Below are 25,985 nucleotides of genomic sequence, written 5' to 3' on the forward strand. Positions count from 1 at the left end.
TGTCCTACAGTGCCACCACCGCCTGGTTGTCCTACAGTGCCACCACCGCCTGGTTGTCCTACAGTGCCACCACCGCCTGGTTGTCCTACAGTGCCACCACCGCCGATTGGTTCTGGCGCTAAATCGTTATCCGCGATCGCCACTGTCACCCCTGGAACCACAACCGCATTATACTTAGCATCCGTGCTAGTCACAGTGTGAGCAATATTAGCGCTCTGCACCCCTTCCACAACCGTATCGTCAACAGCATTTACCGTAACGGTTTGAGCCTTATTCCAATTATCTGGCGTGAAAGTTAGAGGCGCGCTCGTCTCAATCTGATTACCTGTTGTGAGAGTGATGGTGACAGGGGCGGTCGGCTTGGATTTCAGCACCGCACTGTAAGTACCAATTGCACCGCCTTCTGTAACAGTTGTTGCCGTGGGAGTAATAGAAATACCAGCGGTATCATCGTCTTTATTGCTAAGGCTAACATCCGCTACATCTCGGTTGCTGTAATTCGCATCTGTGCTAACAGTAGCCCCCGTGACAACTTTGTAGTCAATATCGCCGTCAGCAAGGCTATCGTCAACCCCTGTTACTGTCACCTGTTGCGGTGCACTCCAGTTATCGGGAGTGAAAGTTATGGTATTAGGAGAAACTGTTCCCTCGGCCACATTATCCGTGTTCAAACCGATAGTAACATTAGCAGTCGGCTTAGTATTCAGAACCACAGTAAAGTTAGCACTACCGCCGGCTTCACCTGTAGTTAATCCCGCAGTTGGATTCACCGTAACTCCCGGAGTTTCATTGTCACTGTTGGTGACTGTGACATCATCAGGATTGAGGTTATTAAAATTAGGATCGGTGCTCACAGCAACAGCCGTGACAATTTTGTAAGGTTGATCGCCATCAACTAGCAAATCGTCAACACCTGTCACCGTTACTTTTTGGGGTTCATTGTAGTTAGCGGGAGTGAAAGTTATGGTATTAGGAGAAACGGTTCCTTCGGCAACCTTGTCACTGCTCAAACCGATTGTAACATCAGCAGTTGGTTGAGCATCGAGTTTGACAGTAAAATCTGCCTGACCACCAACTTCACTTGTACTTAATGCTGTTGGGTTAATAGTAAAGCCAGCCGTATCATCATTACTGATAGTTGTGGTAGCAGTAGCAGTGGTAATTGTCGGTGTAGAATCTAATACCGAGGGATTGGACAGCGTAACCTCAAGGGTTTCATTGGCTTCGATCGCCGCATCGCCTAAAACATCCAGAGTAATGGTTTTCGATGTCTCGCCCGCTGCAAAATTAATCGTACCAGTCGCAGCAGTTGCACCGGATGTGCCACCGATGTTTTTGTAGTCGCTGGCGTTGCTTGCAGAACCGCCGATGGCATAATCTACTGTGCTCGGCAAGTCAGTGCAACCGCTGCGGGTAACAGTAAAAGTGGCAGCAGTTGTGCCGGAGTTGCCTTCTGTAACGGTTGCAACACCAGCAGTAACCGCGTAGTCGATCGGATTAAGCAGAATTGTCACCTTGCTAGCACCCGATCCGATGCGATCGCCTGGCCCTGAAATCACTCTGTTAAATCCGGCGTAAATCTCGGAATTGACTGGCCCGGTAGCATCAACTTGACCGTTGAGGGCGTAAAGATACGGCGAATTCAAGCTATTTTTTAGCCCATTTTTGTTATCCCACCCAAGTTGTTCGTTGCTGACTTCTAACTCGACACGGGAACCATTACTAACAAAGTTAGGCACATTTCCTGGGGTAAGTTCTCCGCCAGCAGGTGTATTGTAGTCATTCCCGAAAACGCTCATATTGCCGTTAACAATGTTCATCTCGGCATCACGGCTTTGAGTGCTTGCATCCCCTCCATAGCCATTGTTTGAGGCAGAGTCGCCGAGATTTACCGTCCATCCTGACGGGGCTTTGTCGTATTCAACGATAAATTTTGCTTTTTTGATTTTGCCGTCAAAATTGATTTTGGCTACGGCTTCTAACCAACTGTCTGCGTTGGAGTCGGTCGGGGTATTTACTAGAGAAATAAACTGGTTTGGTTGACCGGTAATTGCGCCTGTTTTGAGGTCTATTTGGTACGGACTCAGGCTTGATGTACCAACCGGTGGTGGCGGTGGTGGCGGTGGCGCTACATCGTTATCACTAATCGCCACTGTCACCCCTGGAACCGCAATCCCGTTATAATTCGTATCAGCGCTGCTCACATTGTGAGTAAGATTAGCGCTGTGCGCGCCTTCCACACTCGTATCGTTAACAGCTTTCACCGTAACGGTTTGAGGGTCATCCCAATTATCCGGAGTGAAAGTCAGGGGGGCGATCGCCTCAATCTGATCACCTGTAGTGAGAGTGATAGTTACAGAGTCGCTCGGCTGCGATTTGAGCACCACACTGTAGGTACCATTCGTACCGGCTTCTGTAGCAGTTGTTTCCGTAGGAGTAATAGAAACACCAGCCGTATCATCATTAGTAATAGTGGTGGTAGCAGTAGCAGTGGTAATTGTCGGTGTAGAATCTAATACCGAGGGATTGGACAGCGTAACCTCAAGGGTTTCATTGGCTTCGATCGCACTGTCGCCTAAAACATCCAGAGTAATAGTTTTCGATGTCTCGCCCGCTGCAAAATTAATCGTACCAGTCGCAGCAGTTGCACCGGATGTGCCGCCGATGTTTTTGTAGTCGCTGGCGTTTGTAGCAGTACCTGCGATCGCATAATCTACTGTGCTCGCCAAGTCAGTGCAACCGCTGCGGGTAACAGTAAAAGTGGCAGCGGTTGTGCCGGAGTTGCCTTCTGTAACGGTTGCAACACCAGCAGCAATCGCGTAGTCGATCGGATTGAGCAGAATTGTTACCTTGCTAGCACCCGATCCGATGCGATCGCCTGGCCCGGAAATCACTCTGTTAAATCCGGCATAAATCTCGGAATTGACTGGCCCGGTAGCATCAACTTGACCGTTGAGGGCGTAAAGATAGGGGGAATTCAAGCTATTTTTTAGCCCGCTTTTGTTATCCCACCCAAGTTGTTCGTTGCTGACTTCTAACTCGACACTCGAAGCGTTAGTCACAAAGTTAGGCACATTTCCTGGGGTAAGTTCTCCGCCAGCAGGTGTATTGTAGTCATTCCCGAAAACTGCCATACCCCCGTTAACAATCTGCATCTCGGCATCGCGGCTTTGAGTGCTTGCATCCCCTCCATAGCCGTCGTTTGAGGCAGAGTCGCCGAGATTTACCGTCCATCCTGACGGGGCTTTGTCGTATTCAACGATGAATTTCGCTTTTTTGATTTTGCCGTCAAAATTGATTTTGGCTACGGCTTCTAACCAACTGTCTGCGTTGGAGTCGGTCGGGGTATTTACTAGAGAAATAAACTGGTTTGGTTGACCGGTAATTGCGCCTGTTTTGAGGTCTATTTGGTACGGACTCAGGCTTGAAGGTTGATCGTTTGCTGCAATAGTTAGTGTGGTTTGTTTGGTTGTACCGGCAACGCCACCGGTGATTGCGCCAAAGTTGAGGATTGCGGTTTCGGCGTTTTCAGGGAGATTGTCAGGCTTGATAGTAACTGCAACATTCTGAGTGAGAGTAGTAGTGCCGGCGGGGAAAGTAACAGTAGTAGGCGAAAAGGTGTAGTCTGAATTTTCGGTGGCACTGCTGCTGGGGTCGATGACAATTGGCACTGTTACAGCAGCGTCAGGAGTGGCGCTGATAGTAACGGGAATATTGACTACTGTATCCGCAGTTCCTTCAGTGCCACTGTAAGTGGCCGCACCGAAATTTACCGCCGGGGATGTATGCAGCAGAATCGAGGTGTTTTGACCACCAAAGTTCGCCGTAGCTAAATCGGATAAGCCATCTTTGTTAAAATCGCCTACAACAATACCTTGGGGATTGGTTCCCACAATAAAATTAGTGGCAGTCCCAAAGCTGCCATTGCCACTTCCAAACAAGACGGAGACATCGCCCGAACCATTGTTGGCTGTGGCTAAATCGAGTTTTCCATCGGCATTGAAGTCGCCACTAGCAATAGCAAGGGGTTGTGTTCCAACGCTAAAGTTGGTAGCTGCACTAAAGCTTCCTGTGCCATTTCCTAACAGTATTGATACGTTGTTGGAGCCACCTTCATTGCTGGTTGCTAAGTCAGGATTATTGTCCCCGTTAAAGTCTCCTAAAGCAATGTAATTAGGGCTATTTCCAACGGTAAAGTTAGTGGCGGCGCCGAAAGTGCCATCAGCATTCTGCAACAGGATGGATACGTTGTTAGAACTAAAGTTCGCTGTCGCAAAGTCAGACTTGCCATCCTTGTTAAAGTCGCCGACAAGCACAAAATAAGGATTTGACCCCACGCTCAAATTAGTAGCTGCGCCAAAAGTACCATTACCATTTCCCGGCAAGATGGAGACGTTGTTAGAGCTTTGATTGGCTGTAGCTAAGTCAGAATTGCCGTCCCCGTTGAAGTCTCCCACAGCGACGGTATACGGACTTGACCCCACCCCAAAGTAGGTGGCAGTACCAAAAGTGCCATCGCCATTTCCTAACAGGAGAGAAACGTTGTTAGTCAAATTATTGGCCGTAACCAAGTCAGAATTGCCGTCTTTGTTAAAGTCGGCTACAGCGACAGACCAGGTATAGAGATCGCTTGGCGGGCTGGTGTTAAGATTAGTGGCAGCGCCAAATTTGCCAGTGCCATCTCCCAATGCGATCGAGACGTTGCGATTAGGTCCAGTGGTGGCAAAGGCTAGGTCAAGATTCCCATCTTTGTTAAAGTCCCCAGTCGCAACTTTACGGAGGCTGTAGGTTATGGGAAAATTAGTGGCAGGATCAAAAGTAGACAGAACGTACTCGTAACCCGCTAACACTTCGGCTTCAAATACCAGCGGCGTTTCTATTGAACCGATTGTGACTTCCAGTTCCCAATCGCCACCTTTTGCTACACTTCCGGTGAGGTTTTCCGAAGCCGCAACGCTAGCCCCGGTTAATTCACTCAAGCGTTTAACAAATGCTTTACCGGTCTGGCCTGCTGCTACGGAACACCCGTACAAGAGGATATTAGGTTGATTTTTGCTCCTTGAGTCGGCTTGTGGCGAAAACCATTGCTGTAGATCATCTCGATCGCACTCTATATCATCTAAACTCAAGCTACCATCGCCGAGTTGCAAGCTGCCGGGAGCACCGTGAGAAATGATGTGAATGCTGTCAATATTGCTGCGAAGAGCTAAAATTTCTGTAATTTGGTCGATCGCATCCCGGTTGGCATCCAAAACGACTACTTCCGTACCCGCTTTTACCCCAGCCACTAAACTTTGATAATTTTCTACTTGACGATCGATAAAGGCGATCGACCTTCCTGAACCTTGATTATTTAAATTTGGCATACTGCACCTACTAATAGCTAAAAAAAGACAATGATTCCCCTGTTTCGCGACTTGCATCGGAAACACTTTCTGAAGGTTGTAGTAACAATAACTGTTTTTTTAGAAAATCTCTATAAATTTTTCTTTATAAACCACTATTTAATTAAAGTTTTGATAAAGTTGGGGAATTTTATTAAGTAATATTGCGGATGAGCCAGCGCGAGATGGAGTAAATAACACAAAAAACGTTCAATAGCAAGTGTGATTAGACTGAAATATTAACAGCAGGATTTTTGATACATATGTGCGATCCGGTTCCGTCATTCGTTTCAACCCCTAGCGGATTTTCGGGCAAGGGTGGGGGCGGGTTTACGAGATAATTGGTTTTAGGCAATTATTTTTCGTAAAACCCGCCCCTAAAACTTATTCGTTACCATCTTGAGGGGCGATTCCCTACGGGATAGCTTCGCTTCACGTAGTTACTTCAAACTCCGATAGAATAAGTGCTTGAACCCACATCTTTCTTAAATCAATCCGAAATTAACGGCACTGATACTGCTAGCAGAAACACCACTGAGAGAAGCTAAAATTTCCCCTGTTTGGGCAAACCGGATTAAAGTTGAACCGCTATCTTCGGCAATTGCCAATTGCGAGAAACTCAACCCATTACCCAACACTAACAAGTCTTTACCAACTTCAAAATCATCAATTGTATCAATACCGGAATTGGTAGAGAGTAAGAACTTATCATTGCCTACATCCCCTACTAAGGTATCATCGCCCCAATCGCCACTGAGGAAATCGTTACCCTGACCTCCTAGCAGAATATCATTGCCTTGACCGCCGTAGAGGGTATCGTCGTCCTTTTCACCAATTACGATGTCTTCACCTCGATTACCAGAAAGGAAGTCACTGCTGGCACCACCAGTCAAAGTATCAAAACCCTTTCCGCCGTAAAGCGTATCGTCCCCAATTCCACCATCTGTTAAGTCGTTCCCCTGGTTGCCATTCATCCAATCATTGCCATCAAGGCTAAACAGCAAGTCATTTCCTTTTTTACCGCGCAATATATCATCGCTAGCGCTGCCCATAAGGGTATCGTCGCCATCTGTACTTTCGGTGGTATTTGTCCCATCTTTGACGAATTCAATACCGCTTTCTGGGAATGGTTCTTCGGGTGTAGATGGTGTATTGGAGTCATCAGTATCTAAGGTATTGCGGACTGTTGGGTTGTTAGCTGTCGCCGCCTGAATTTTGGTATTTAGAGATGCACCAGTATTTTCGGAAATCGCCGACTGAATCGTTTTATTTCCGGCTGCGACTTGCAGTAAATCTTGGGCTACTTCTCCTTGTGCAACTTTTTGTATGCGGGCGATTTCTGTCGCGGCATCTGAGGGCGAGGAATTGCTGGAGGCGAGATCCTTTATTCGCTGATTTCCTTCGGCAATAATTTGGGCAGCCTCCGAGGCAATACTAGATAGTTGCGGTACTTGCACTTGACTCGTCGCCGACTCAATAATCGCCTGCACTTGTGTGGAATTGCTTAAGTCGAGAGTACCAGATTTAATTTGATTGGCAACGACGGAAATTACGCTCTTGGCAATCTCATTTTTAGCAGTATTTGAAGCACCGCTAATTAAATCTGTGACTAAAAAAATGGTATTTTGCAAGCTCGCGTGTGCTGCATAAACCGCCAAACCGTTCGGGTCGTTTTGAGTAATTGCCTGTAGCGGATCGTAGCTAGTCAAGTCAATTCCCGACGGCAATCCCAGGGCAGATTTCACCTGAATTTGCGCCTGATTGGAGTCAGTACCTTGCTCTATCAACTCGGTCAATAGGGTAGTTAACGGAGTGACGACAATAGCATCAGGTGTGGCAAATAGGGGCGTTTGCTGCGGCAAATAAGTAGAAGTATCGATGCCATCGGTAAGGACAATTTTGCCTTCATTTGGTTCGATATCGCCGCTGTTATTTTTGTCGAAATCGTCAAGAGAGACATCTAAATCAAAACTGCCATCGGCGTTAGTAATGGTGAAGGGTTCGTTATCATCTCGGATACCGTTAAAGTTGCCATCAAAGAAAACAGTAGCCCCGGCCATGTAACCGTCAATTGCTCTGCCCCTAGTGCTAGAACTCGGCCCCAAACTAAAGCTAGCTAACTCAAATGTGGCAAAGTTATTATCGTAGACTGTTTTGTAATCAAATCCGCAAGGATAAGGTATGGTGAAGCGCTTCCGAAATATTTTGAAAGTTTTCTCACAGATTTTGACTGAAATTGTCTTAACTTGAGCGCCCAAGAAAGCATTAACTTGTCCTGTTACATCAAACAGTTCCGATGGTTTGCTGATACGGGAAGTAATTTCCGATGTTCGGATTTTTCCGTCGCCCCCTTGTTTGGGCTGGAACTCTCCGATATCTATCAAATCAATGCCTACCTTTCCTTGAATTCCACCTTTGACATAACCCTCGGCAATCCCAACATCCAACCCTGCACCGACTGCAATGCTAGCGTCAAGTGTGAGTTCGTCAACATCTAACCCAGTGCCATCAGCATTTTCGCTATCGCTCACATAAAATCCATCCAAAACTTTGCCAGCAGAGTCAGCAGCAAAATTCGAGTTTTTCCACTGGTTTAATCCGTAGGTATCGTACCCAAATCCTAGATGAGCTGAAGCACTAAACTTGCCTTCCAGTAAACCCTTGAGCGGCCCAAATATCGGAAAACTTTGCTCAACATTAAAGTCAAATCCCAGTTTGGGCATCTGATAGGTGAATAGCGAAACATCGGGTTTACCTATCAGCAATTGAATCGCGGTTTCCGGTTTGGTCAAGAGTGGCAAGTCAAAGCCATCAATATCTTGTAAGGCATTTAAGAACTCCTTGACCTTGCCACTTGTTTTGGAGTTGATTTGTTGGTTAGCGGTTTGCTGTACAGCAGTTTTGGCAACCGGGGAAGCATTCTGAAGATTAGCATTTGGCTCGGCAACATCTATATTCCCCAGAGTGTAGGAACCAAAATCGATTTTATCCGGAGAGTTTGCTATTTGGTTTGCCAAGTCAACAACTTTATCAACCTTGGCAACCGCCTCTAAAAAGCGAGTATCGATATCGCGACCAGATATTTTTGCTGCCAGCTCTAGTACACTGACTATGCCATCCCCATTTTTATCAAATGCCCCCGCTAGACCGAGTTTAGACAGTAACTTGGTGTCGGCATTGAGGAAGTTGATAACTGGTCGAAATGGTTTAATGACATCGGAAATTTTACCGATACTTGGTTTGGCAAAATTATTGACAAATGTTCCCAAATCTAGTTGCATATTGTTAAATGCAACTGCGGGCTTTTGCGGCCCGGTTAATTGACCGTTAGCGTAATTTAGGATGGGCCAATCCACTGCTAAGTCGAAGTTATACGAGGGGAATGCAGCATTGCCGTTGATGCTGGTTTTTGCTGTGAGACCGAGATTAGCATTGCTCGTTAAGTTGGCATTGAATAAGTCTTTCAACTGATAGTTGCCTTGCAGTTCTGGCAAGGTGAGGCGAGAGCCATCATTGGGGCTGCCGAGATTGTCTAAGTCATTGAGCTTGACTTCGAGGTTGGCATCGACTTTAGTAGGGTTGTTGGTATCGTTTGCCAGGTCTACTTGGAAAAAACCTAAGTTGCCTTTAGCCTTGAATTGGTCATCTAGGTTCAAGTCAATGTTGGCGGTTAACTGGGTTTTGTCAGTATCTATGTAGCAGCCAAACTCTTTACTGACACCAACTCCTAGAGACAAGTTGTAGTTGTATTTTGATTTGGCTTTTCCATCTACATCTAAGCTTAAGGCTGGTACTCCTAAATTTTGCGAGAGATTGATATCGGGAAACTGATATTGCTTGCTAAGAGTAATTAGCAAGGTACTCTCATCAGCACTAGAATTCTCGGTTAGAGCAACATTGAAGTCAGATCCCAGTGCAGTGCGGAGGCTACTTTCTAACTGGCTCAGAGTTTGATTTCCCGGATTTTTAATGGTATCGACTAGCTTAGTCTTGAAGTTCCCAATAAAATCTGGCGAAATGTCCTTGAGGGGGCCGACAATGGGTAGGTTAACTGCCTGTAATTGGTCGTCAAGAATTTTCTCAAGTTTATCCAATCCAGCTTCTACGCCACACCAATTCTTCTGTGTGTCGATGGTATCAACAGGTATCGGTGGCGTCGGTGTCGGCACTGGTGGCGTCGGTGTCGGCACTGGTGGCGTCGGTGTCGGCGGCTCGACTATTACTGGGGGTGTAGGCGGTGTCGGCGGTGTCGGCGGCTCGACTATTACTGGCGGTGTCGGCGGTGTCGGCGGTGTCGGGGGCTCGACTATTACTGGCGGTGTCGGCGGTGTCGGGGGCTCGACTATTACTGGCGGTGTCGGCGGTGTCGGCGGTGTTGGCGGTATTGGTGCAGTGTCGTTATCAGCGATCGCCACCGTCACCCCTGGAACCACAACCACATTATACTTAGCATCAGTGCTACTCACACTGTGAGTGATATTAGCGCTGTGCGCCCCTTCCACAACCGTATCATCAACAGCTTTCACCGTAACGGTTTGAGCTAGATTCCAATTATCTGCTGTGAAAGTCACAGGCGCGATCGCCTGAATCTGCTCACCTGTTGTGAGGGTTATAGTTACAGGGGCGATCGGCTGGGACATTAATTCGATATCATAACTGCCATTCGCACCGCCTTCTGTAGCAGTTGTTTGCGTGGGAGTAACAGAAATACCAGCCGTATCATTGTCCTTATTGGTAATGGTAACATCCGCTAGATCTCGGTTGTTATAATTCACATCTGTACTAACAGCAGCCGCCGTGACTATTTTGTAGTCAATATCGCCGTCAGCACTGCTATCCTCAACCCCTGTTACTGTCACCGGCTGCGGTACACTCCAGTTAGCCGGAGTGAATGTTAAACTATTTGTCGAAACAGTTCCCTCGGCAACATTATCCGTGTTCAAACCGATAGTCACATCAGCAGTCGGTTGAGTATTTAGAACCACAGAAAAGTTAGCCTTGGTGCCCTCTTCCCCAGTAATTAATCCCGCCGTCGGATTAATTGTAATTCCCGGAGTGTCATCGTCACTGTTGGTGACGGTGACATCATCAGGATCGAGGTTATTGTAATTAGGATCGGTGCTGACAGCAGCAGCGGTGACTATTTTGTAAGGTTGAGGGCCATCAGTTACTAAATCGTCAACACCACTTATCGTTATTGTTTGCGGTTCATTGTAGTTAGCGGGAGTGAAAGTTAAGCTATCAGTCAAAACAGTTCCTTCGGCAACATTGTCACTCCTCAAACCGATGGTAACGTTAGCAGTTGGTTGAGAATCGAGTTTGACTGTGAAATCTGCCTTGCCGCCAGCTTCTGTTGTTGATATTGCTTTTGGACTGACAGTGAAGCCAGCAGCATCATCATTAGTAATAGTTGTGGTGGCAGTAGCAGTGGTAATTGTCGGTGTAGAATCTAATTTCGAGGGATTTGACAGCGTAACCTCAAGGGTTTCATTGGCTTCGATCGCCGCATCGCCTAAAACATCAAGAGTAATGGTTTTCGATGTCTCGCCCGCTGCAAAATTAATCGTACCAGTCGCAGCAGTTGCACCGGATGTGCCACCGATGTTGTTGTAGTCGCTGGCGTTTGTAGCAGTACCTGCGATCGCATAATCTACTGTACTCGCCAACTCAGTGCAACCGCTGCGGGTAACAGTAAAAGTGGCCGCAGTTTTGCCTTCATTGCCTTCAGTAACGGTTGCAACACCAGCAGTAATCGCGTAGTCGATCGGACTAAGCAGAATTGTCACCTTGCTAGCACCCGATCCGATGCGATCGCTATATGCGGAAATCACCCTGTTAAATCCAGCGTAAATCTCGGAATTGACTGGCCCGCCATCATCAGCTTGACCGTTGAGGGCGTAAAGATACGGCGAAGTCAAGCTATTTTTTAGTCCGCTTTTGTTATCCCACGCAAGTTGTTCGTTGCTGACTTCTAACTCCACACTTGAAGCGTTAGTCACAAAGTTAGGCACATTTCCTGCGGTAAGTTCTCCGCTAGGAGGTGTATTGTAGTCATTGCCGAAAACGCTCATACTCCCGTTAACAATGTTCATCTCGGCATCGCGGCTTTGAGTGCTGCCATCCCCTCCATAGCCGTCGTTTGACGCAGAGTCACCCAGATTTACCGTCCATCCTGACGGGGCTTTGTCGTATTCAACGATAAATTTCGCTTTCTTGATGTTGCCGTCAAAATTGATTTTAGCTACGGCTTCTAACCAACTGTCGCTGTCTGAGTCTTCCGGGGTATTTACTAGAGAAATAAACTGGTTTGGCCCACCAGTAATTGTGCCTGTTTTGAGGTCTATTTGATACGGAGTCAGGCTTGAAATAGTACCGTTGGCTGGAATAGTTAATGTGGTTTGAGCCGTTGTATCGGCTATACCACCTGTAATTGTGCCAAAGTTGAGGATTGCGGTTTCGGCGTTTTCAGGGAGATTGTCGGGTTTGATAGTAACTGCAACATTCTGGGTGAGAGTAGTAGTGCCGGCGGGGAATGTAACCGATGTAGGGGAAATGGTGTAGTCTGAATTTTGGGTGGCTGTGCTGCTGGGGTCGATCGCAATTGGTACTCTTACATCAGCAAAAGGAGTGCCGCCGCTGAGAGTAACGGGAATATTAACTACTGTATCTGTTGTTCCTTCTGTACCGCTGTAAGTAGCCGCACCGAAATTAACTGTATTGGGTGTATTCAGCAGAATTGAAACATCTTTAGACGTAAAGTTTGGCGTCGCTAAATCCAACTTGCCGTCAGCATTAAAATCTCCCGCCGCGATCGAACGGGGAAGAGTTCCTACACTAAAATTGACTGCCGTACTAAAACTGCCAGTACCACCCCCCAACAAGACTGAGACATTGTTATCTCCGCCGTTAGACGCGGCTAAATCGGTTTGGCCGTCGCCATTAAAGTCACCCGTAATTACAGATTCGGGAGATGAGCCGACACTAAAGTTGGTAGCAGTACCAAAATTACCAGTACCATCCCCCAACAAAACTGAAACGTTGTTAGAACCGCTATTCGATGCAGCGAGATCCAGTTTGCTGTCGCCATTAAAGTCGCCTGTAACGACAAAGTGATTCCCCGTCCCCGCACTAAAGTTAACGGGGGCGCTAAAGTTCCCCGTACCATCTCCTAACAAAACTGAGATATTGTTAGTGGCGCTATTGTTCGATGTGACTAAATCGACTTTGCCATCGCTGTTAAAGTCGGCTGTGGCAATAGTAAGAGATGCTCCTGTATTAATGCTAACGGGAGTGCTAAAGCTACCAGTACCGTCTCCCAAAAGAATTGAAAGGTTGTTGCCACTCAAAGGGGCTGTGACTAAATCTAACTTGCTATCTCCATTAAAGTCGCCTGCAGCGATCGATCGAGGATTTATCCCTTGACCGAAATTGGTAGGATTACCAAAAGTGCCAGTACCTGTCCCCAGCCGGATCGAAACGAAATTGCCGTTAGCGCCACTGATAGGATTGGCTACAGCTAAATCGAGTTTGCTGTCTCCATTAAAGTCGCGCACTGCAATGGAATTAGGAACCTCGTTGCCGGGGTTAAATAAGTTAGTAGGAGTACCAAAGCTGCCCGTACCCGTCCCCAACAATATGGAAATATCTCTGGAGTTGAGGTTGATCACGGCTAAGTCGGGGAAACCGTCGCCGTTAAAGTCGCCCGTACCAATTGAAAGAGGAGTTGCCGTCGGCGAAAAGCCCGCACTAAAGTTAGTAGCCTTACTGAAGCTGGAGAGAATGTGGTTGTAAGCCGCTAACACTTCTGACCGAAATGCTAAAGGTGTTGCTATTTTCTCTGATGTTACTTCTAGGAACCAGTCGCCGCCTTTTGCTGCACTTCCGGTGAGGTTTTGCGAAGCAGCAACCGACGCGCCGGTTAACTCACTCAGGCGTTTTATAAATGCTTTACCTGTCTCGCCTGCTGCTACGTTGCACCCATACAAAAGAATGTGAGGTTGATTGTTGGGGATTGAGTAGGTTCGTGGCGAAAACCACTGCTGTAGCTCCTGCCGATCGTACTCTATATCATCTAAACTAAAGCGAACGTCGCCGAGTTGCAAGCTGCCCGGAGCACCGTGAGAAATGATGTGAATGCTGTCAATATTGGTACGATGGCCTAAAATTTCAGTAATTTGGTCGATCGCATCCCGGTTCCCATCCAAAACGACTACTTCCGTACCCGGTGTTACTCCGGCAATCAAACTTTGATAATCTTCAACTTGAGTGTCGATAAAGGCGATCGACCTTACTGAAACTGGAATATTTAAATTTGGCATAATCCACCTGACTGCGGTTTCAAAAAAATACAAAAATTCCGGTATTTCGTGACTGGCGTCCGAAACCATCTATCAATTTTTATGTATACAGACACACCCTTTATCCGTAAAAACCCGGCGAGTCCTCATCTTTTGTCCTAAAAATAACAGTTTTTTTACAGAAAGTATGTAAATTTTTCTTAAAAAATACCCGATCAATTAAAATTTTGATAAAGATGTGAAAAATACTTAAGTATTATTACTGTAAAAAACGTGAGATTGATTTACCACAAATATTTATGAAACGTAAGTGCAAGTGTACAGAAATTTCAAACTCAGCAATTTTGATACATACTTTAGGGTGCGTAAGCAATTAGTCGTGCAGAAAATACGGTCTTCTAACGCACCCTACTAAACTTTTGATTACTTCAAACCCCCATCTATCCCCGCTAAAATCTTCTCAGCTTGCCCGCACAAAGCAGCGTGACAGCAACCGTTACTCGCCAACAATCCCCCCCACTGACTCACATCTCCCCGGTTATATTGCAAAGTAGAACCGTCAAAACGAGTAAATTGACCGCCTGCTTCAATCAAAATTAATTCCGGTGCCGCTAAATCCCAATCTTTCGGTGCAGACTTTCCCGAAAGCGCAATATAAACATCAGCCTTTTGTTCGACAATTGTCGCAATTTTACAGCCGATACTGCCGACAGCTATTTGATTTTGACAAGGTAGTTTTTGTAACAATTGATTAAAGCGATCGCCCCGGTGACTGCGACTGGTTACTATAGGTAAATCTGCCACGATATTTCGCGCCGAAACCTGCAATTTGACCGCAGAACCCTCGCGACTTTCCATAAAAGCGCCAGCATCGCGGATTGCGTAATAAATCTTTTGCTGTTGGGGCCAAGCCACAACTGCCAATACCGGTCTTCCCTCGAAAGCTAAAGCAATGTGAACTGCAAATTCACCTGTCCTGTCAATAAAATCTCGCGTTCCATCCAAAGGGTCAATAATCCAAACCCAACTTTGAGGTAAGGGAACTTGACCGTTGGTTTTCAAATAAGATTTGTAAGTTTCTTCGCTGAGATAGCCAAATTCTGCATTCCCTAAAGCCGACTGCAATTCGTCAAGAATGTAAGAATTGACAGCGATATCGGCGGCGGTGACGGGGCCATCTTTTTTTTCTTGGATGTCGAGGTTAGGAGTGTTGGAATCCTGCCGATAATAGGATTGTAGGATATCTGATGCACTCCAGGCGATCGATCGGGCAATTTCGCTGATTTCTTCGAGAGTTTTCATGAATTTCTTTTTTTTGAACCGCAGATAAACGCCGATTAACGCAGATTTCTGTAGGGGCGGTGCCCCCGTGCCCGCCCCTGGGAACCATACATTAGCAATTACCAATTAATATGAGGATATTTCCATTCATAATAATTAGGAAATACAAAATTAGTAAACGAAACCGAAATACTAACCTCCAATGATTTTACATGGTGCCACCAACCTACAGGAATAAAGATAGCTTCTCCCGGTTCCAAAATCACTTCAATAATTTTTGCATCTCTGTAAAGCGGGTATTTGTCATAATCGGGATTTTCGCCGTCCACCTTGCTGAAAACTCCGACGTGATTATAAAGCAGAGGTGTTTGTTGCGGAGAAATCAATTTAATTAGTTTGCGACCCGACACTTGAGCTAAAATTAAATTAACTGGGTCATGGTGCAGCGGTGTAATCGTGCCTTTCGGACCGAACCAAAAGAAAACTCTGCCTTTTGTATCCGTTGGATTGAGGTATTCGGGGAAAATTTCAATGTCGTTGAATAGGGGTTTAAATTCCTCTCTTTCCAGAGTTTTGTTGTTAGCAACCATGTAGTAGTCGTTGCTAGGCCCGCCCTTGACGACCATCTCTACATATTTGCGGAACAAAACAATTTTTTTGTGATTTTCTATTTTGATTTCGTAATTCGGGTCTGAGTTGCGGTTGGCTTGAATTTGTACCTCTGCATCGCCATATTTTTGCTGCAAATACTCCGGCGTCCACAACTGCAAGGCTTTCCAGTTGTGCATAATATTGGTAATAATTACTGGAGTATTTTTTGCGTAGTAATTTTCGAGAAAATACTCTCTAGACAGGCTGCTTTTGCGTTCGATTGTACCAAACTTGGAAGACAATGCAGCTAATTGATTGCTAATCCTGAGATGCGATTCTAATTTCTGCAATAACTGCACGTACTGACTACCTGCTTGAAAGTAGGGATGAGATGATATTTCCCTAACTTCAGCGGTGGCTGTTTCCGCATCTATGCCGGTATTTATTAAGGCTTGAATTATTTCGGCGTCGGGTTGATTTAATAATTTGTTGGCCGCCACCCACTGTTTCATATTGTCGGGGACTTCTGGTTTGCTTGGCGCTGCGAGTAGATTAGGCAAGTTTTGCGTCAGCCATTCTAGATTAACCTGTTGTTGCTCGCTTAGGGTAATCCGCAAAGGGGGAAGGGTGATACTTAGAGGTTGGGTGTCAGGCATGATTAGGGTATGTTGTTTTGGAAATGTTTTGTGTGACTTTCACTTGTCTTACTAATATAGCAATTTTGCTAACGAACCGCGAAGGCGCTAAGGGCGCTAAGGAAAATAAGAGGGAAGTTCACAAATTTTGTCGAGGTTGCTGTCAAGATTTTAACTTAACAAGTGTTGCCAGTTCAAGTTTTCTAGCTTTTAGCGGTTTTAACCGGATAGTTTGGTTAATTTTAATTTAAAGTTAACTCTTATTCATCCAGGCGCGGGTTCCGAAGCTTTGGCAGGAATGGGAAGCGATTTTAGCCGCTGCGGTGAGAGTATCGGTAAAGTTATTTTGTAATATGTAGTGGCAGAAAGCCCCGTGAAAAATATCGCCAGCGCCTAAAGTATCTGTGGCTTGAATTTGAGGTATTTCTATACTGCCGTAACTGCCATTGCTGAGGTATAAAATGGATTTTTCACCGCGAGTGATGGCAATATTGGAAATGCCGGCTGCTGAGAGATAAGCAAAGACTTGTTCTGAATTGTCGCAGTCGGGCGGATAAAAATTATCGGAACATACCGCCCATTCAACAAAAGGCAATATTTCCTCTAATCCGGGTTTCCAACTGCCTCCGTCTAGGACAATTGGAATGTTTTTTGAGTTGGCAAGTTGAGCAATTTCTTTGCTGGCTGCGATTTGATGTCCGTCAACCAGTACAATACTAACTGATGTTAAAATATCCGGGTTAATCGCTTGACGGTCAACCTGAGATTTAGTAGCATTAATCGAGACTAGCGATCGATCGCCCGTTGCTTCAGTTACAATAATCGAGGAAACTGGCGGCGAGTGCGATCGCCCGGGTTGCAAATCAATTATCCTGACATTATACTCCGCTAAGTCTGCACGAATTAATTGGGCGATCGCGTGAGTGCCCAAAACACCAGCCCATACCGCCGCATTCCCCAAATAGCTAAAAGTGACCGCAGCATTGACCGCCGGCCCGCCCGCAGCAATGGTACAATCCGAAGCAACAACTTTCTGATTTTCACCCGGAGGCCCAACAGCCAAATAAACTAAATCTAAAGTCGCCAATCCCAAAAACAATCCGGTTTTCATATCTGCGTTAATCCGCGTTCATCTGCGGTTAAAAAATCCCAATCTTAAAATGCAAGCAAATCCCACCACAGGAACACTTTACATCGTAGGAACCCCGATCGGCAACCTGGAAGACATGACATTTCGCGCCATCCGAATCTTGCAAACAGCAGACTTCATCGCCGCCGAAGATACCCGCCATACCGGCAAACTTTTGCAACATTTCCAAATCAAAACGCCCCAAATCAGCTATCACGAACACAACCAACACCAGCGACTTCCCGAACTCATCGACAAACTGATTTTAGGCAAAGATATCGCCCTCGTCACCGATGCCGGAATGCCGGGAATTTCTGACCCCGGATACGAGTTAGTCAAAGCTTGCGCCGATGCTAATATTAACATTATTCCGATTCCCGGCCCGACTGCCTGCATAGTTGGCATAACTGCATCAGGATTACCCACAGAAAGATTTGTATTTGAAGGTTTCTTACCCGTGAAAGGTCAAGAACGACAACAAATTTTAGAAGCTTTGCAAATAGAATCCCGCACTATAATATTATACGAATCTCCCCACCGATTGCGGCAAACTTTACAAGATTTAGCAAATACTTTGGGAAGCGACAGACAGATTGTGCTGGCGAGAGAGTTAACTAAAATGCACGAAGAGTTTTGGCGTGGTAGTATAGAAAGTGCGATCGCACTTTACACCAATCGCGAACCCCAGGGAGAATTTACCCTCGTAATTGCCGGCATCCAAACAGCAGCCCCAATATTTTCCGAAGACGCCATCAAAGCAGAATTGCAAACATTAATTTCCGAAGGCATAAGTCGTTCCCAAGCCAGCCGCCAGCTAGCGCAACAAACATCCCTTCCCCGCCGCCAAATCTACCAACTCGCCCTCACAATTGGCGACAATGAATCAGTAGAAGAACCCTTAGATGAATTGTGAATAACTCTCTTCTCTTCTCCTCTGCGCCCTCTGTTCCCTCTGCGGTTAAATAAAAAAAGCTAGATACTCACACTCAGGATTATATGGTACGCGGAAACTACGATCGACAAAAACCATATTTACGGAACCCCCACATCAACAAATCAATCGCCGAAATTTATGCAGACTTAGACGCCTTTACCTGGGAGATATTTGAAGACCAACCCCACCGCTTCGATACCGTCAGTTTCTACGTCTTGCTTCCCCCACTGTTTTACGAAGGGCGTTTCATTAAAGGAATTTATTTCAGCGAAGCAGTCGAACTCATCAACAAACTATTTCCCCAACTTTCCTCAGTATTTTTATCCTTCGCCTATTCGCCTGGAATCTCCTACTCCTGGGCCCCCATAGCTGATGCCTACTCTAGTTTATACAAAAACCCGCAGCGAGATAAATGGTTTCGCGAAACTTATCCCGATCGCGCTCACAAACCAATCATACCACTGCAAGACACCGACTTCATCAACGAATACTTAATTTCCCCTCGCAACGTCCCCGCCAAAGACATAGACTTGCTAGCCGTCGCCCGAATTTCCGAAGAAAAAAATTTGCCAATCATAGCCAAAGCCTTAAAAGTTTACCGCCAAAAATATCCGCAAAAACCGATAAAATTAACAGTAGTAACAGGCCACGAATTTGATGCTAGCAACCTGAAAACTCTCGACCAGTACGCCTTACAAGAATGGCAACAAGTGGAAGAAATTTTAACCAATACCCCCGACTACATTAACTTAGTGCCGAGAGTAGACTACTACAGCGAAATCCCCACATATTATTCGCGAGCCCAAGCATTCGTCCTCGGTTCCCTCCTCGAAGGAAAAAACCGGGGAATTACCGAAGCCATGAGTTGCAACGTACCAGTAATTTGTTTTGAAGAATTCAATCAATACGCCAGAGGCAACTCGCCTGTTTTCCCCGAAGGTGCGGGTCTTTACGCCAAATTCGATCCAGAATCTCTCGCAGATACTATATATACAGTATTGGAAAATCAAACAGAATTCAAACCGCGATATCAGTATTTAAAGCATTGCGGTCGCAAGAACTTTTTCAATAATTGTATAGACAGTTTTCCTTACTATCAGCACAACATTCCCGACTACAAACCGGGAGATGCGATTAACAATTTGTGGCTAGATTTAGCCGTTCAACAAAATTATCAAGTTAGTTTGAATAGCTTTTTGTACGGAGGTTCTCCGTTGTCTCATATTCGCGGGATAAATGCGATTCAGCACAATCTCGGTCAGTTAACAAAATTCAAATGACAGATAATTCGGAATGATGAAACCACAGAGGACACAGAGGAAGAGAAGAGAGAGATGAATAATTCTGATGATGTCAACGGATTTGAGATTAGTCTTCATAGCGAAGAATTTCGCTAAAAGCCCCGTGGAATTGATTCCCTACCGACTGGTAGATGGTCGGTTTCAGTTGACACCTATGCCCTATTCCCTATGCTTTATGACAATATCCTCAAAAATCTTACTTGCCAAAACTCTTGCTAAATTCACAGGAACAGCATTGCCGGTCATTTTGTATCCATCCGCAATATACTTGTACTTGAAAATAAACTCATCCGGGAAAGTCTGAACTCTCGCACACTCTCGCACAGAAAGCCGACGGTAAGGCTGAGGCGAATTGGGGTCAAAAATGCGTTTGTCTTTGCCAACCAAAATCATTTTACTAGCTTGAGGATGGAGAGGTGCGTGTCTGCCGCTTGCCTGAATTGTAAAAGAAGGTTCTGACCAACTTCGCACTCGATTGCGCGACATATAAATGCTGGAAAACCCCAAATCGGCACATTCGTGATTTGGGACATAATCGTGATAATTATCTAATTTACCCTTAACTGACATAGGAGCGATCGCCTGCAAATCAAAAATCGCATCTTTCAGCGTCAAAACATCGGTTCCAGGTTCGGGAAACTCAAAACCAAAACCCAGAGTTTCCCGATAGCCAACAACAATCACCCTTTGCCTATCTTGCGGAACCCCAAAATTTCTAGCATTCAACAACTTGTACGAAACCCGATATCCGATGTCCTCAAACTGCGATAATATATAGGTAAAAGCATCCTTATTTCTGGGGGCCAAGATACCGCTAACATTCTCAGCTAAAAAAAACAAAGGCTGCTTGTCCCGCACAATTCTGATATACTCCCAGAAAAGTTGACCCCGACAGTCATCAATCCCCCGTTTCGCCCCGGCTTCACTCCAACTTTGACAAGGAGGCCCGCCGATAATCCCAATACAGTTGGGAATCTCATCAGATTTGATTTTTCTGATATCTCTGCGATCTAAAATAGTTTCAGGATGATTGAAATTATACGTATCCCAAATAGACTTATCATATTCATTCGCCCAAACCGCATTAAAGCCAGCCAAGCGAAAACCCAAATCTAACCCCCCACAACCAGAAAACAGAGAAATAATATCCAAAGCCACCTTTTTTCACCAGCAATAAATACAATAACTCAATTATAAACCTCTCTTTTCTTAGATATCTCTCTCTTTCTTCTCTCACTCTGCGCCCTCTGCGGTTAATAAAAAAAAAATTACACACACAAACAGAATTTATCATCCTCAATGAATGCAGAATCCATCCTCCAATCCTACCAACATTTCGGCGTCCACCTCGGCCTAGAAAGAACTCACCAACTTCTCCAAAAACTAGACAACCCCCACCAACAAATACCCATTATCCACGTTGCCGGCACAAACGGTAAAGGTTCCGTTTGCGCTTATCTCTCTTCCGTACTAACAGAAGCAGGCTATCGAGTCGGACGCTACACATCCCCGCACTTAATCGATTGGACAGAAAGAATTTGTATCAACCAAAAACCGATTTCCTCAACACAATTGCAGCAATGTCTCGAACGAGTTGTCGCCGCTACCGAAAACAACACTGAAACTCCCACTCAATTTGAAATAATCACCGCAGCAGCTTGGCTGTATTTCGCCGAACAAAAAGCAGATATTGCAGTTATAGAAACTGGATTAGGAGGAAGATTAGACGCGACTAACGTTTGCGAAACACCTCTCGCTAGCGTCATTACTTCTATCAGTCTTGAACACTGGCAAATACTCGGCCCCACCGTCGCCGATATTGCTGGGGAAAAAGCGGGAATTCTCAAATCAAAGTGTCCGGCAGTTATCGGAGAATTGCCAGAATCCGCTAGAATAGTAATAGAAAAACGCATTCAAGAATTAGACTGTCCGGCAACTTGGGTAAAACCAGCAGTAGATTTAGGACAAGGATTTGCAGAATATCAGTTTAATCAAAATGCGGATAAAATAAAATATCAATTGCCGCTGCTGGGAAAAATTCAATTAATGAATTCAGCAATTGCGATCGCAACTTTGCAACTTCTCCAAAACCAAGGATGGCAAATTTCCCCAACCGCCATCGAAAACGGTATCGCCAAAACCCAATGGCCCGGAAGACTCCAGCAGACAACTTGGAAAAACCGCAAAATATTAATTGACGGCGCGCACAACCCCGCCGCAGCTATCGCCCTGCGTGAATATGCCGATCGCCTGAACCATCACCCGTCACCGATGAACTGGGTAATCGGCATTCTTGCGACTAAAGACTGCGACGATATTTTGAAAGCATTACTCAAAAAGGGCGATCGACTTTACCTAGTTCCCGTACCCGATCACAACTCATCATCCCCTGCAGAATTAGCCGCCATCGCTCAAATTATCTGCCCCGAATTAACTCTCTGTCAAGCCTTCCCCGACTTAACCACAGCCTTAGATGCTGCTGTTACAGGCGACAACCTAACAATCCTTTGCGGTTCCCTTTATCTCGTCGGCTATTTTCTGCAACAACAACAATCCCAAGCTTAAACGCATCAGAATTGTGTTTCTTCCTCAGTAAAGATAGGAGGCCACAATTCCGAAACAGGCAATTCCCAACCCGGAAAAAGTTCTGCTACTGTTAAGATATCGCTATTTCCTAAAACAGTAGGTTCACCTGTAGAGCGATAAATAGTCACTGTTTCTTCATCAGGATCGATCAGAATTCCGACGATCGCACCCAATTCTATAAACTTCAAAACCTTGGTTTCTATAGGCTTAATGCGATCGCTCTGAGATTTAATCTCAACCACCAAATCGGGAACAAGTTCTCCAAAATAACGCGGACTTTGGCGCAATCGGGCGGCGCGCACAAACGAAACATCCGGTGCTTTGACATTCGTATCCGGCATGATGAAACCGCCTGCGGAGTCAAAGACTCTCCCCAAGCGACGGGGATTTATCCAAGCGAAAAGAAAGGCGATGAGACGGCTACTGATTTCACTGGATACGATGTCTGATGGCCCCATAACTAAAAGTCTCCCGTCTTCTAGTTCAATTTTGTAATCTAAACCCGCTTCCGAAAAAAGGGTTTGAACTTGGTTTAAATCTTTGAGTGTCATCGCTGGCATAAGAATTTTCTTCTATTCCGATCTGAGCTTTGATTTTAACACGAGTCAAATTTCTGAATATTTGAGGAATTCTGGCTATCTTTTTACAAATATTCAATCAAGCTGAATTGAGAAAGGCGATCGCACGGGAGCAATAAACCCGGTTTCTGGGATGAGCGCTCGTGCTTATCAACAAACATTTACTTCTAAAATATTGGAGATTGTCTTATCCAGAGTTCTCCTCCGACTCCGCCTTGTGAAAAGGCGATAATTTCATCATTCGATAATAACTTAAAAGCTTATATAGGGGATTATATATGGCGGCACAGATTCCCATTATTTAATAATACGTCAAGTGACAAAAAAAAGCAAGGGGCGAGAGCAAATAAAATCCCGCCCCTGCTGCAATTCAAAACTACCTTTGATCCCAAGCCTTAGTCGCATCAGCCACAGCCTGTTCTACCGATTTCTCCTCCAACATTGCAGCCTGCAAATTGTCATAAATCGCCTTTTGCAACTTCTTAACATCCTTGAGAGGCGGAATCAATAGCTCGGCGGAACTCAATCCAGAAGCACTAACAATCCGAGCTCGATCGGCTGCAGGAGCATCAGCCGGAACGTTCTTAAAATAATCGTCCTTTAAAGCCTCAACCGTAGAAGGCAAAACATTAGCAGCCTTAGCAAAAGCCAACTGATTTTGAGAATTAGTCACGTACAAAGCAAACTTGACAGCATCATCAGGGCGCTTGCTGTCGCGAGGCACAACCAAATTCATCACCGCCACAGTCTTCTTGCCGGTTTCCCCCGTAATTTGAGGCGCAGCAGCCGAAACAGCACCTATACTAGGAGCATTCTCAGAAATTGCCTTCAAAAACTGAGGCCCAGAAGCCAACAAAGAAGTTTCCCCAGCTTGATAAAGCTCGATCGCTCTGCGATGTCCCTGCACCAAAACATCCTGCGGCAAAAGTCCGTTTTTGTACAAATCTACCCAATACTGAAAAACAGCTTTGCCCTTAGCAGTATTAAAAGCCGCCTTGCCTTTAGCGTCAATCAAAGGCACACCCATCTGCACGAAAGATTGCAAAACTTCCGCCGAATCTTCCGGCACAAAAGTCACAAAAAAAGCAAACTTACCAGTCTTCTCCTTCACCTGCTTCGCCACCTGTGCCAACTCGGCATAGGTAGCCGGAGGCTTAGCAATTCCAGCCTTCTTCAGCAACTCCGTATTGTAAATAGTTACCCCAGTCGTGAGATACCAAGGAATGCCAAAACTCTTGCCGTCGAGTACGCCAGCTTTCCAGATATTTGGCAGATAGGTCGATCGAACTTGCTGCGGAATCCGAGAATCCAAATCCAGCCAAGCATTGCGTCCCGCCAACAGCGAAGCAAAATCGGGATTCAGGTTCACCACGTCCGGCGCAGTTTTCGCCGAAACAGCCCCCAAAATCTTGCTTTCCATCGCCGACCAAGGAACGTCCACCCAGCGCACCTTCACCCCCGGATTTTCGGCTTCAAAACCGGCGATCGTCTTGTTGAAATACTCAGTAAACTGAGGTTGAAGCTGCATAGTCCAGAACTCGATTTCCTGCGTATTATTTGCCTCGGAATTAACAGCCGGCTTGCCACAACTCACCACCGCAGCCAGCAGCAGCCCCACCAGTCCAAAAACAGCAAACAGTTGCCAAGATTTACGTTTCATAGAATAAAATTTGAGAGTTATGGGAACCGTTAGATAACAAAGCGTGAAACGAAGCTATCCCTTTCCCCGCAGGGGTTCCCGTTCCCCGTAGGGGTTCCTGTAGGGTAGGGTAGGGAATCGCCCGAATCAAGCGCGATCGAGTCAGTAACAGAGTTTTGTACCTGGACCCAGGAGCGAGATAGTCTGTTTTTGTGCAGAATCGGCAGGTTTTCGGTCGATCGAGCTGGAATTTATTGACATTCGCAGCAGAATAGCTATTGTCAAGTAAATTGGATAGCATAAAATCGGAACTAGCGATCGCGCAACACAGACGGAGCTGCGTAGCTACGGCGGGATACCGAGATTACAGCACTATTTCGGCAGTTGGAAACCAACCCTCCAACACCGGACTCGCTGAATCAGGCTGGCCAACAACAAAAGAAAAAAATAGTAATTACCGGCGACCCAATCACATGGTTAACTTTTTCAAAGGTCTACTTTCCCAACGCCAGCCAGGAATCGGGATCGAAATAGCCCCAGACCGCATCAACATCATTCAGCTAGAAAAGAAAGCTCAGGCATTAAAATTAGGCATCCTAGCCTCCATAGAAGTTCCAGAAGACATAGTACAAGAAGGACAAATAGTCGATCCGCCGGGAATGGCAGAACTAATACGTACCGTCCTTGCCGACAACAAAATCAAAGCCAAGCGAGTAGCCACAGCCATTCCCGGCCGCGAAGCCGTCATCCGCCTCATCCCAGTTCCTGCAGAACTCAACGAAGAAGAACTGCGGGATTACATGAACGCAGAAGCAGGACTGTACTTGCCGTTTCCCAGAGAAGACGCCGACGTAGACTATCAAAAAATAGGCCTTTTTGTAGATGACGACGGAGTAGAAAAAGTGCAAGTAGTGTTAGTAGCAACCCGCAGAGAAGTTACCGACACATACATCGAAACCTTCAAAGAAGCCGGACTGATTATAGACGTACTAGAAGTAACCAGTTTTGCCCTAATCCGCACCCTCAAAGAACAACTGCAACAATTTTCCTCCCAAGAAGCAGCAGTTCTTACCGCCATAGAATTTGACAGCACCGAGTTAGCTATAGTAGTGGACGGTATACCTCAGTTCAACCGTACCATCCCGATCGGCACCTACCAAATCCAGACCGCCCTCAACCAAGCCATGAACCTGCCGCCAACCAGAGACACCAGCGAACTGCAAGGCATGACCCTGCCCGTCACAGATACAATGGGCGCATCGGGAGACGCCAATCCGGGAACAAATGCGATGATAAAAGTATTGGGAGAACTAGCAGACGAACTGCGCCGCTCAGTAGACTTTTACCTCAACCAGAGCGAAGAACTCGAAGTAGCGCAACTGCTGCTAGCAGGCCCGGGAGCTGCGATCGGCAAACTAGACGAATTTTTTATGCAAAGATTAAGCTTGCCCGCATCTCAAGTCGATCCCATCGAAACCCTAGGACTCGAAATCAGCCAAGAAATTACCCCAGAACAGCGAGCAGGTTTAGGAGTCGCGCTAGGTTTAGGACTAAGGGAGGTTATGTGAACTAACAGTTTTAGATGAGAGAAAAACCGATTTGAGAATTTTAGGTAAAAGCCCCTTCCAAA

13 protein-coding genes are annotated in these 25,985 nt (G+C 45.9%); 4 read left to right on the forward strand and 9 right to left on the reverse strand.

What is annotated here, in order from left to right; all coding sequences use genetic code 11:
• The 5 genes from QUA27_RS07660 to QUA27_RS07680 form a co-directional block, all read right to left on the reverse strand.
• A partial coding sequence (locus QUA27_RS07660) for a DUF4347 domain-containing protein (RefSeq protein ID WP_333067287.1) occupies positions 1 to 5,366 on the reverse strand: 5,366 nt, incomplete at its 3' end.
• A 503-nt stretch (positions 5,367 to 5,869) separates the two neighbouring features.
• Positions 5,870 to 13,771: a DUF4347 domain-containing protein gene (locus tag QUA27_RS07665; RefSeq protein WP_333067288.1), complete on the reverse strand. Its 7,902-nt coding sequence runs from the start codon at positions 13,769 to 13,771 to the stop codon at positions 5,870 to 5,872.
• Between the two features lie 333 nt (positions 13,772 to 14,104).
• Entirely contained in the window at positions 14,105 to 14,983 is an 879-nt protein-coding gene (locus QUA27_RS07670) for a 3'(2'),5'-bisphosphate nucleotidase CysQ family protein (RefSeq protein ID WP_333067289.1), read from the reverse strand.
• A gap of 98 nt (positions 14,984 to 15,081) precedes the next feature.
• Positions 15,082 to 16,209 (reverse strand): cupin-like domain-containing protein, encoded by a 1,128-nt coding sequence (locus tag QUA27_RS07675; protein WP_333067290.1) that lies wholly within the window; start codon positions 16,207 to 16,209, stop codon positions 15,082 to 15,084.
• Positions 16,210 to 16,441: 232 nt separating this feature from the next.
• The gene (locus QUA27_RS07680; protein ID WP_333067291.1) at positions 16,442 to 17,299 is read right to left on the reverse strand and encodes a sugar kinase; all 858 of its coding nucleotides are present in this window, start codon (positions 17,297 to 17,299) and stop codon (positions 16,442 to 16,444) included.
• Between the two features lie 49 nt (positions 17,300 to 17,348).
• On the opposite strand from QUA27_RS07680, the gene rsmI reads away from it, so the two are divergent.
• Together rsmI and QUA27_RS07690 are read left to right on the forward strand one after the other, a co-directional pair.
• Complete coding sequence (gene rsmI / locus QUA27_RS07685) at positions 17,349 to 18,230, forward strand: 16S rRNA (cytidine(1402)-2'-O)-methyltransferase (protein ID WP_333067292.1); 882 nt, start codon at positions 17,349 to 17,351, stop codon at positions 18,228 to 18,230.
• An 83-nt stretch (positions 18,231 to 18,313) separates the two neighbouring features.
• The gene (locus QUA27_RS07690; RefSeq protein WP_333067293.1) at positions 18,314 to 19,531 is read left to right on the forward strand and encodes a glycosyltransferase; all 1,218 of its coding nucleotides are present in this window, start codon (positions 18,314 to 18,316) and stop codon (positions 19,529 to 19,531) included.
• A gap of 180 nt (positions 19,532 to 19,711) precedes the next feature.
• Here QUA27_RS07690 and QUA27_RS07695 read toward each other — a convergent pair whose 3' ends face one another.
• On the reverse strand, positions 19,712 to 20,710 hold the full coding sequence (locus QUA27_RS07695; protein ID WP_333067294.1) for a DNA cytosine methyltransferase: 999 nt from the start codon (positions 20,708 to 20,710) through the stop codon (positions 19,712 to 19,714).
• A gap of 141 nt (positions 20,711 to 20,851) precedes the next feature.
• Here QUA27_RS07695 and QUA27_RS07700 point away from each other — a divergent pair, with 141 nt between their 5' ends.
• Positions 20,852 to 22,117, forward strand: a complete 1,266-nt coding sequence (locus QUA27_RS07700; RefSeq protein ID WP_333067295.1) for a bifunctional folylpolyglutamate synthase/dihydrofolate synthase — start codon at positions 20,852 to 20,854, stop codon at positions 22,115 to 22,117.
• 5 nt (positions 22,118 to 22,122) lie between these two features.
• Here QUA27_RS07700 and QUA27_RS07705 read toward each other — a convergent pair whose 3' ends face one another.
• The 3 genes from QUA27_RS07705 to QUA27_RS07715 all read right to left on the reverse strand — a co-directional run bounded on the left by QUA27_RS07705 (position 22,123) and on the right by QUA27_RS07715 (position 24,656).
• Positions 22,123 to 22,698, reverse strand: coding sequence for a Uma2 family endonuclease (locus QUA27_RS07705; RefSeq protein ID WP_333067296.1), 576 nt, complete (start codon positions 22,696 to 22,698; stop codon positions 22,123 to 22,125).
• A gap of 394 nt (positions 22,699 to 23,092) precedes the next feature.
• The gene (locus QUA27_RS07710; RefSeq protein ID WP_333067297.1) at positions 23,093 to 24,376 is read right to left on the reverse strand and encodes an ABC transporter substrate-binding protein; all 1,284 of its coding nucleotides are present in this window, start codon (positions 24,374 to 24,376) and stop codon (positions 23,093 to 23,095) included.
• A complete protein-coding gene (locus QUA27_RS07715) occupies positions 24,366 to 24,656 on the reverse strand; it encodes a hypothetical protein (RefSeq protein ID WP_333067298.1) in 291 nt (96 codons plus the stop codon). Before QUA27_RS07715 ends, QUA27_RS07710 begins: the two co-directional genes overlap by 11 nt.
• A gap of 172 nt (positions 24,657 to 24,828) precedes the next feature.
• Here QUA27_RS07715 and pilM point away from each other — a divergent pair, with 172 nt between their 5' ends.
• Positions 24,829 to 25,923 (forward strand): type IV pilus assembly protein PilM, encoded by a 1,095-nt coding sequence (gene pilM / locus QUA27_RS07720; protein ID WP_333067299.1) that lies wholly within the window; start codon positions 24,829 to 24,831, stop codon positions 25,921 to 25,923.
• Positions 25,924 to 25,985: the final 62 nt, after the last annotated feature.

The sequence above is a fragment of the Microcoleus harperi Pol14_C6 genome, assembly GCF_036701295.1.
GTDB lineage: Bacteria > Cyanobacteriota > Cyanobacteriia > Cyanobacteriales > Microcoleaceae > Microcoleus.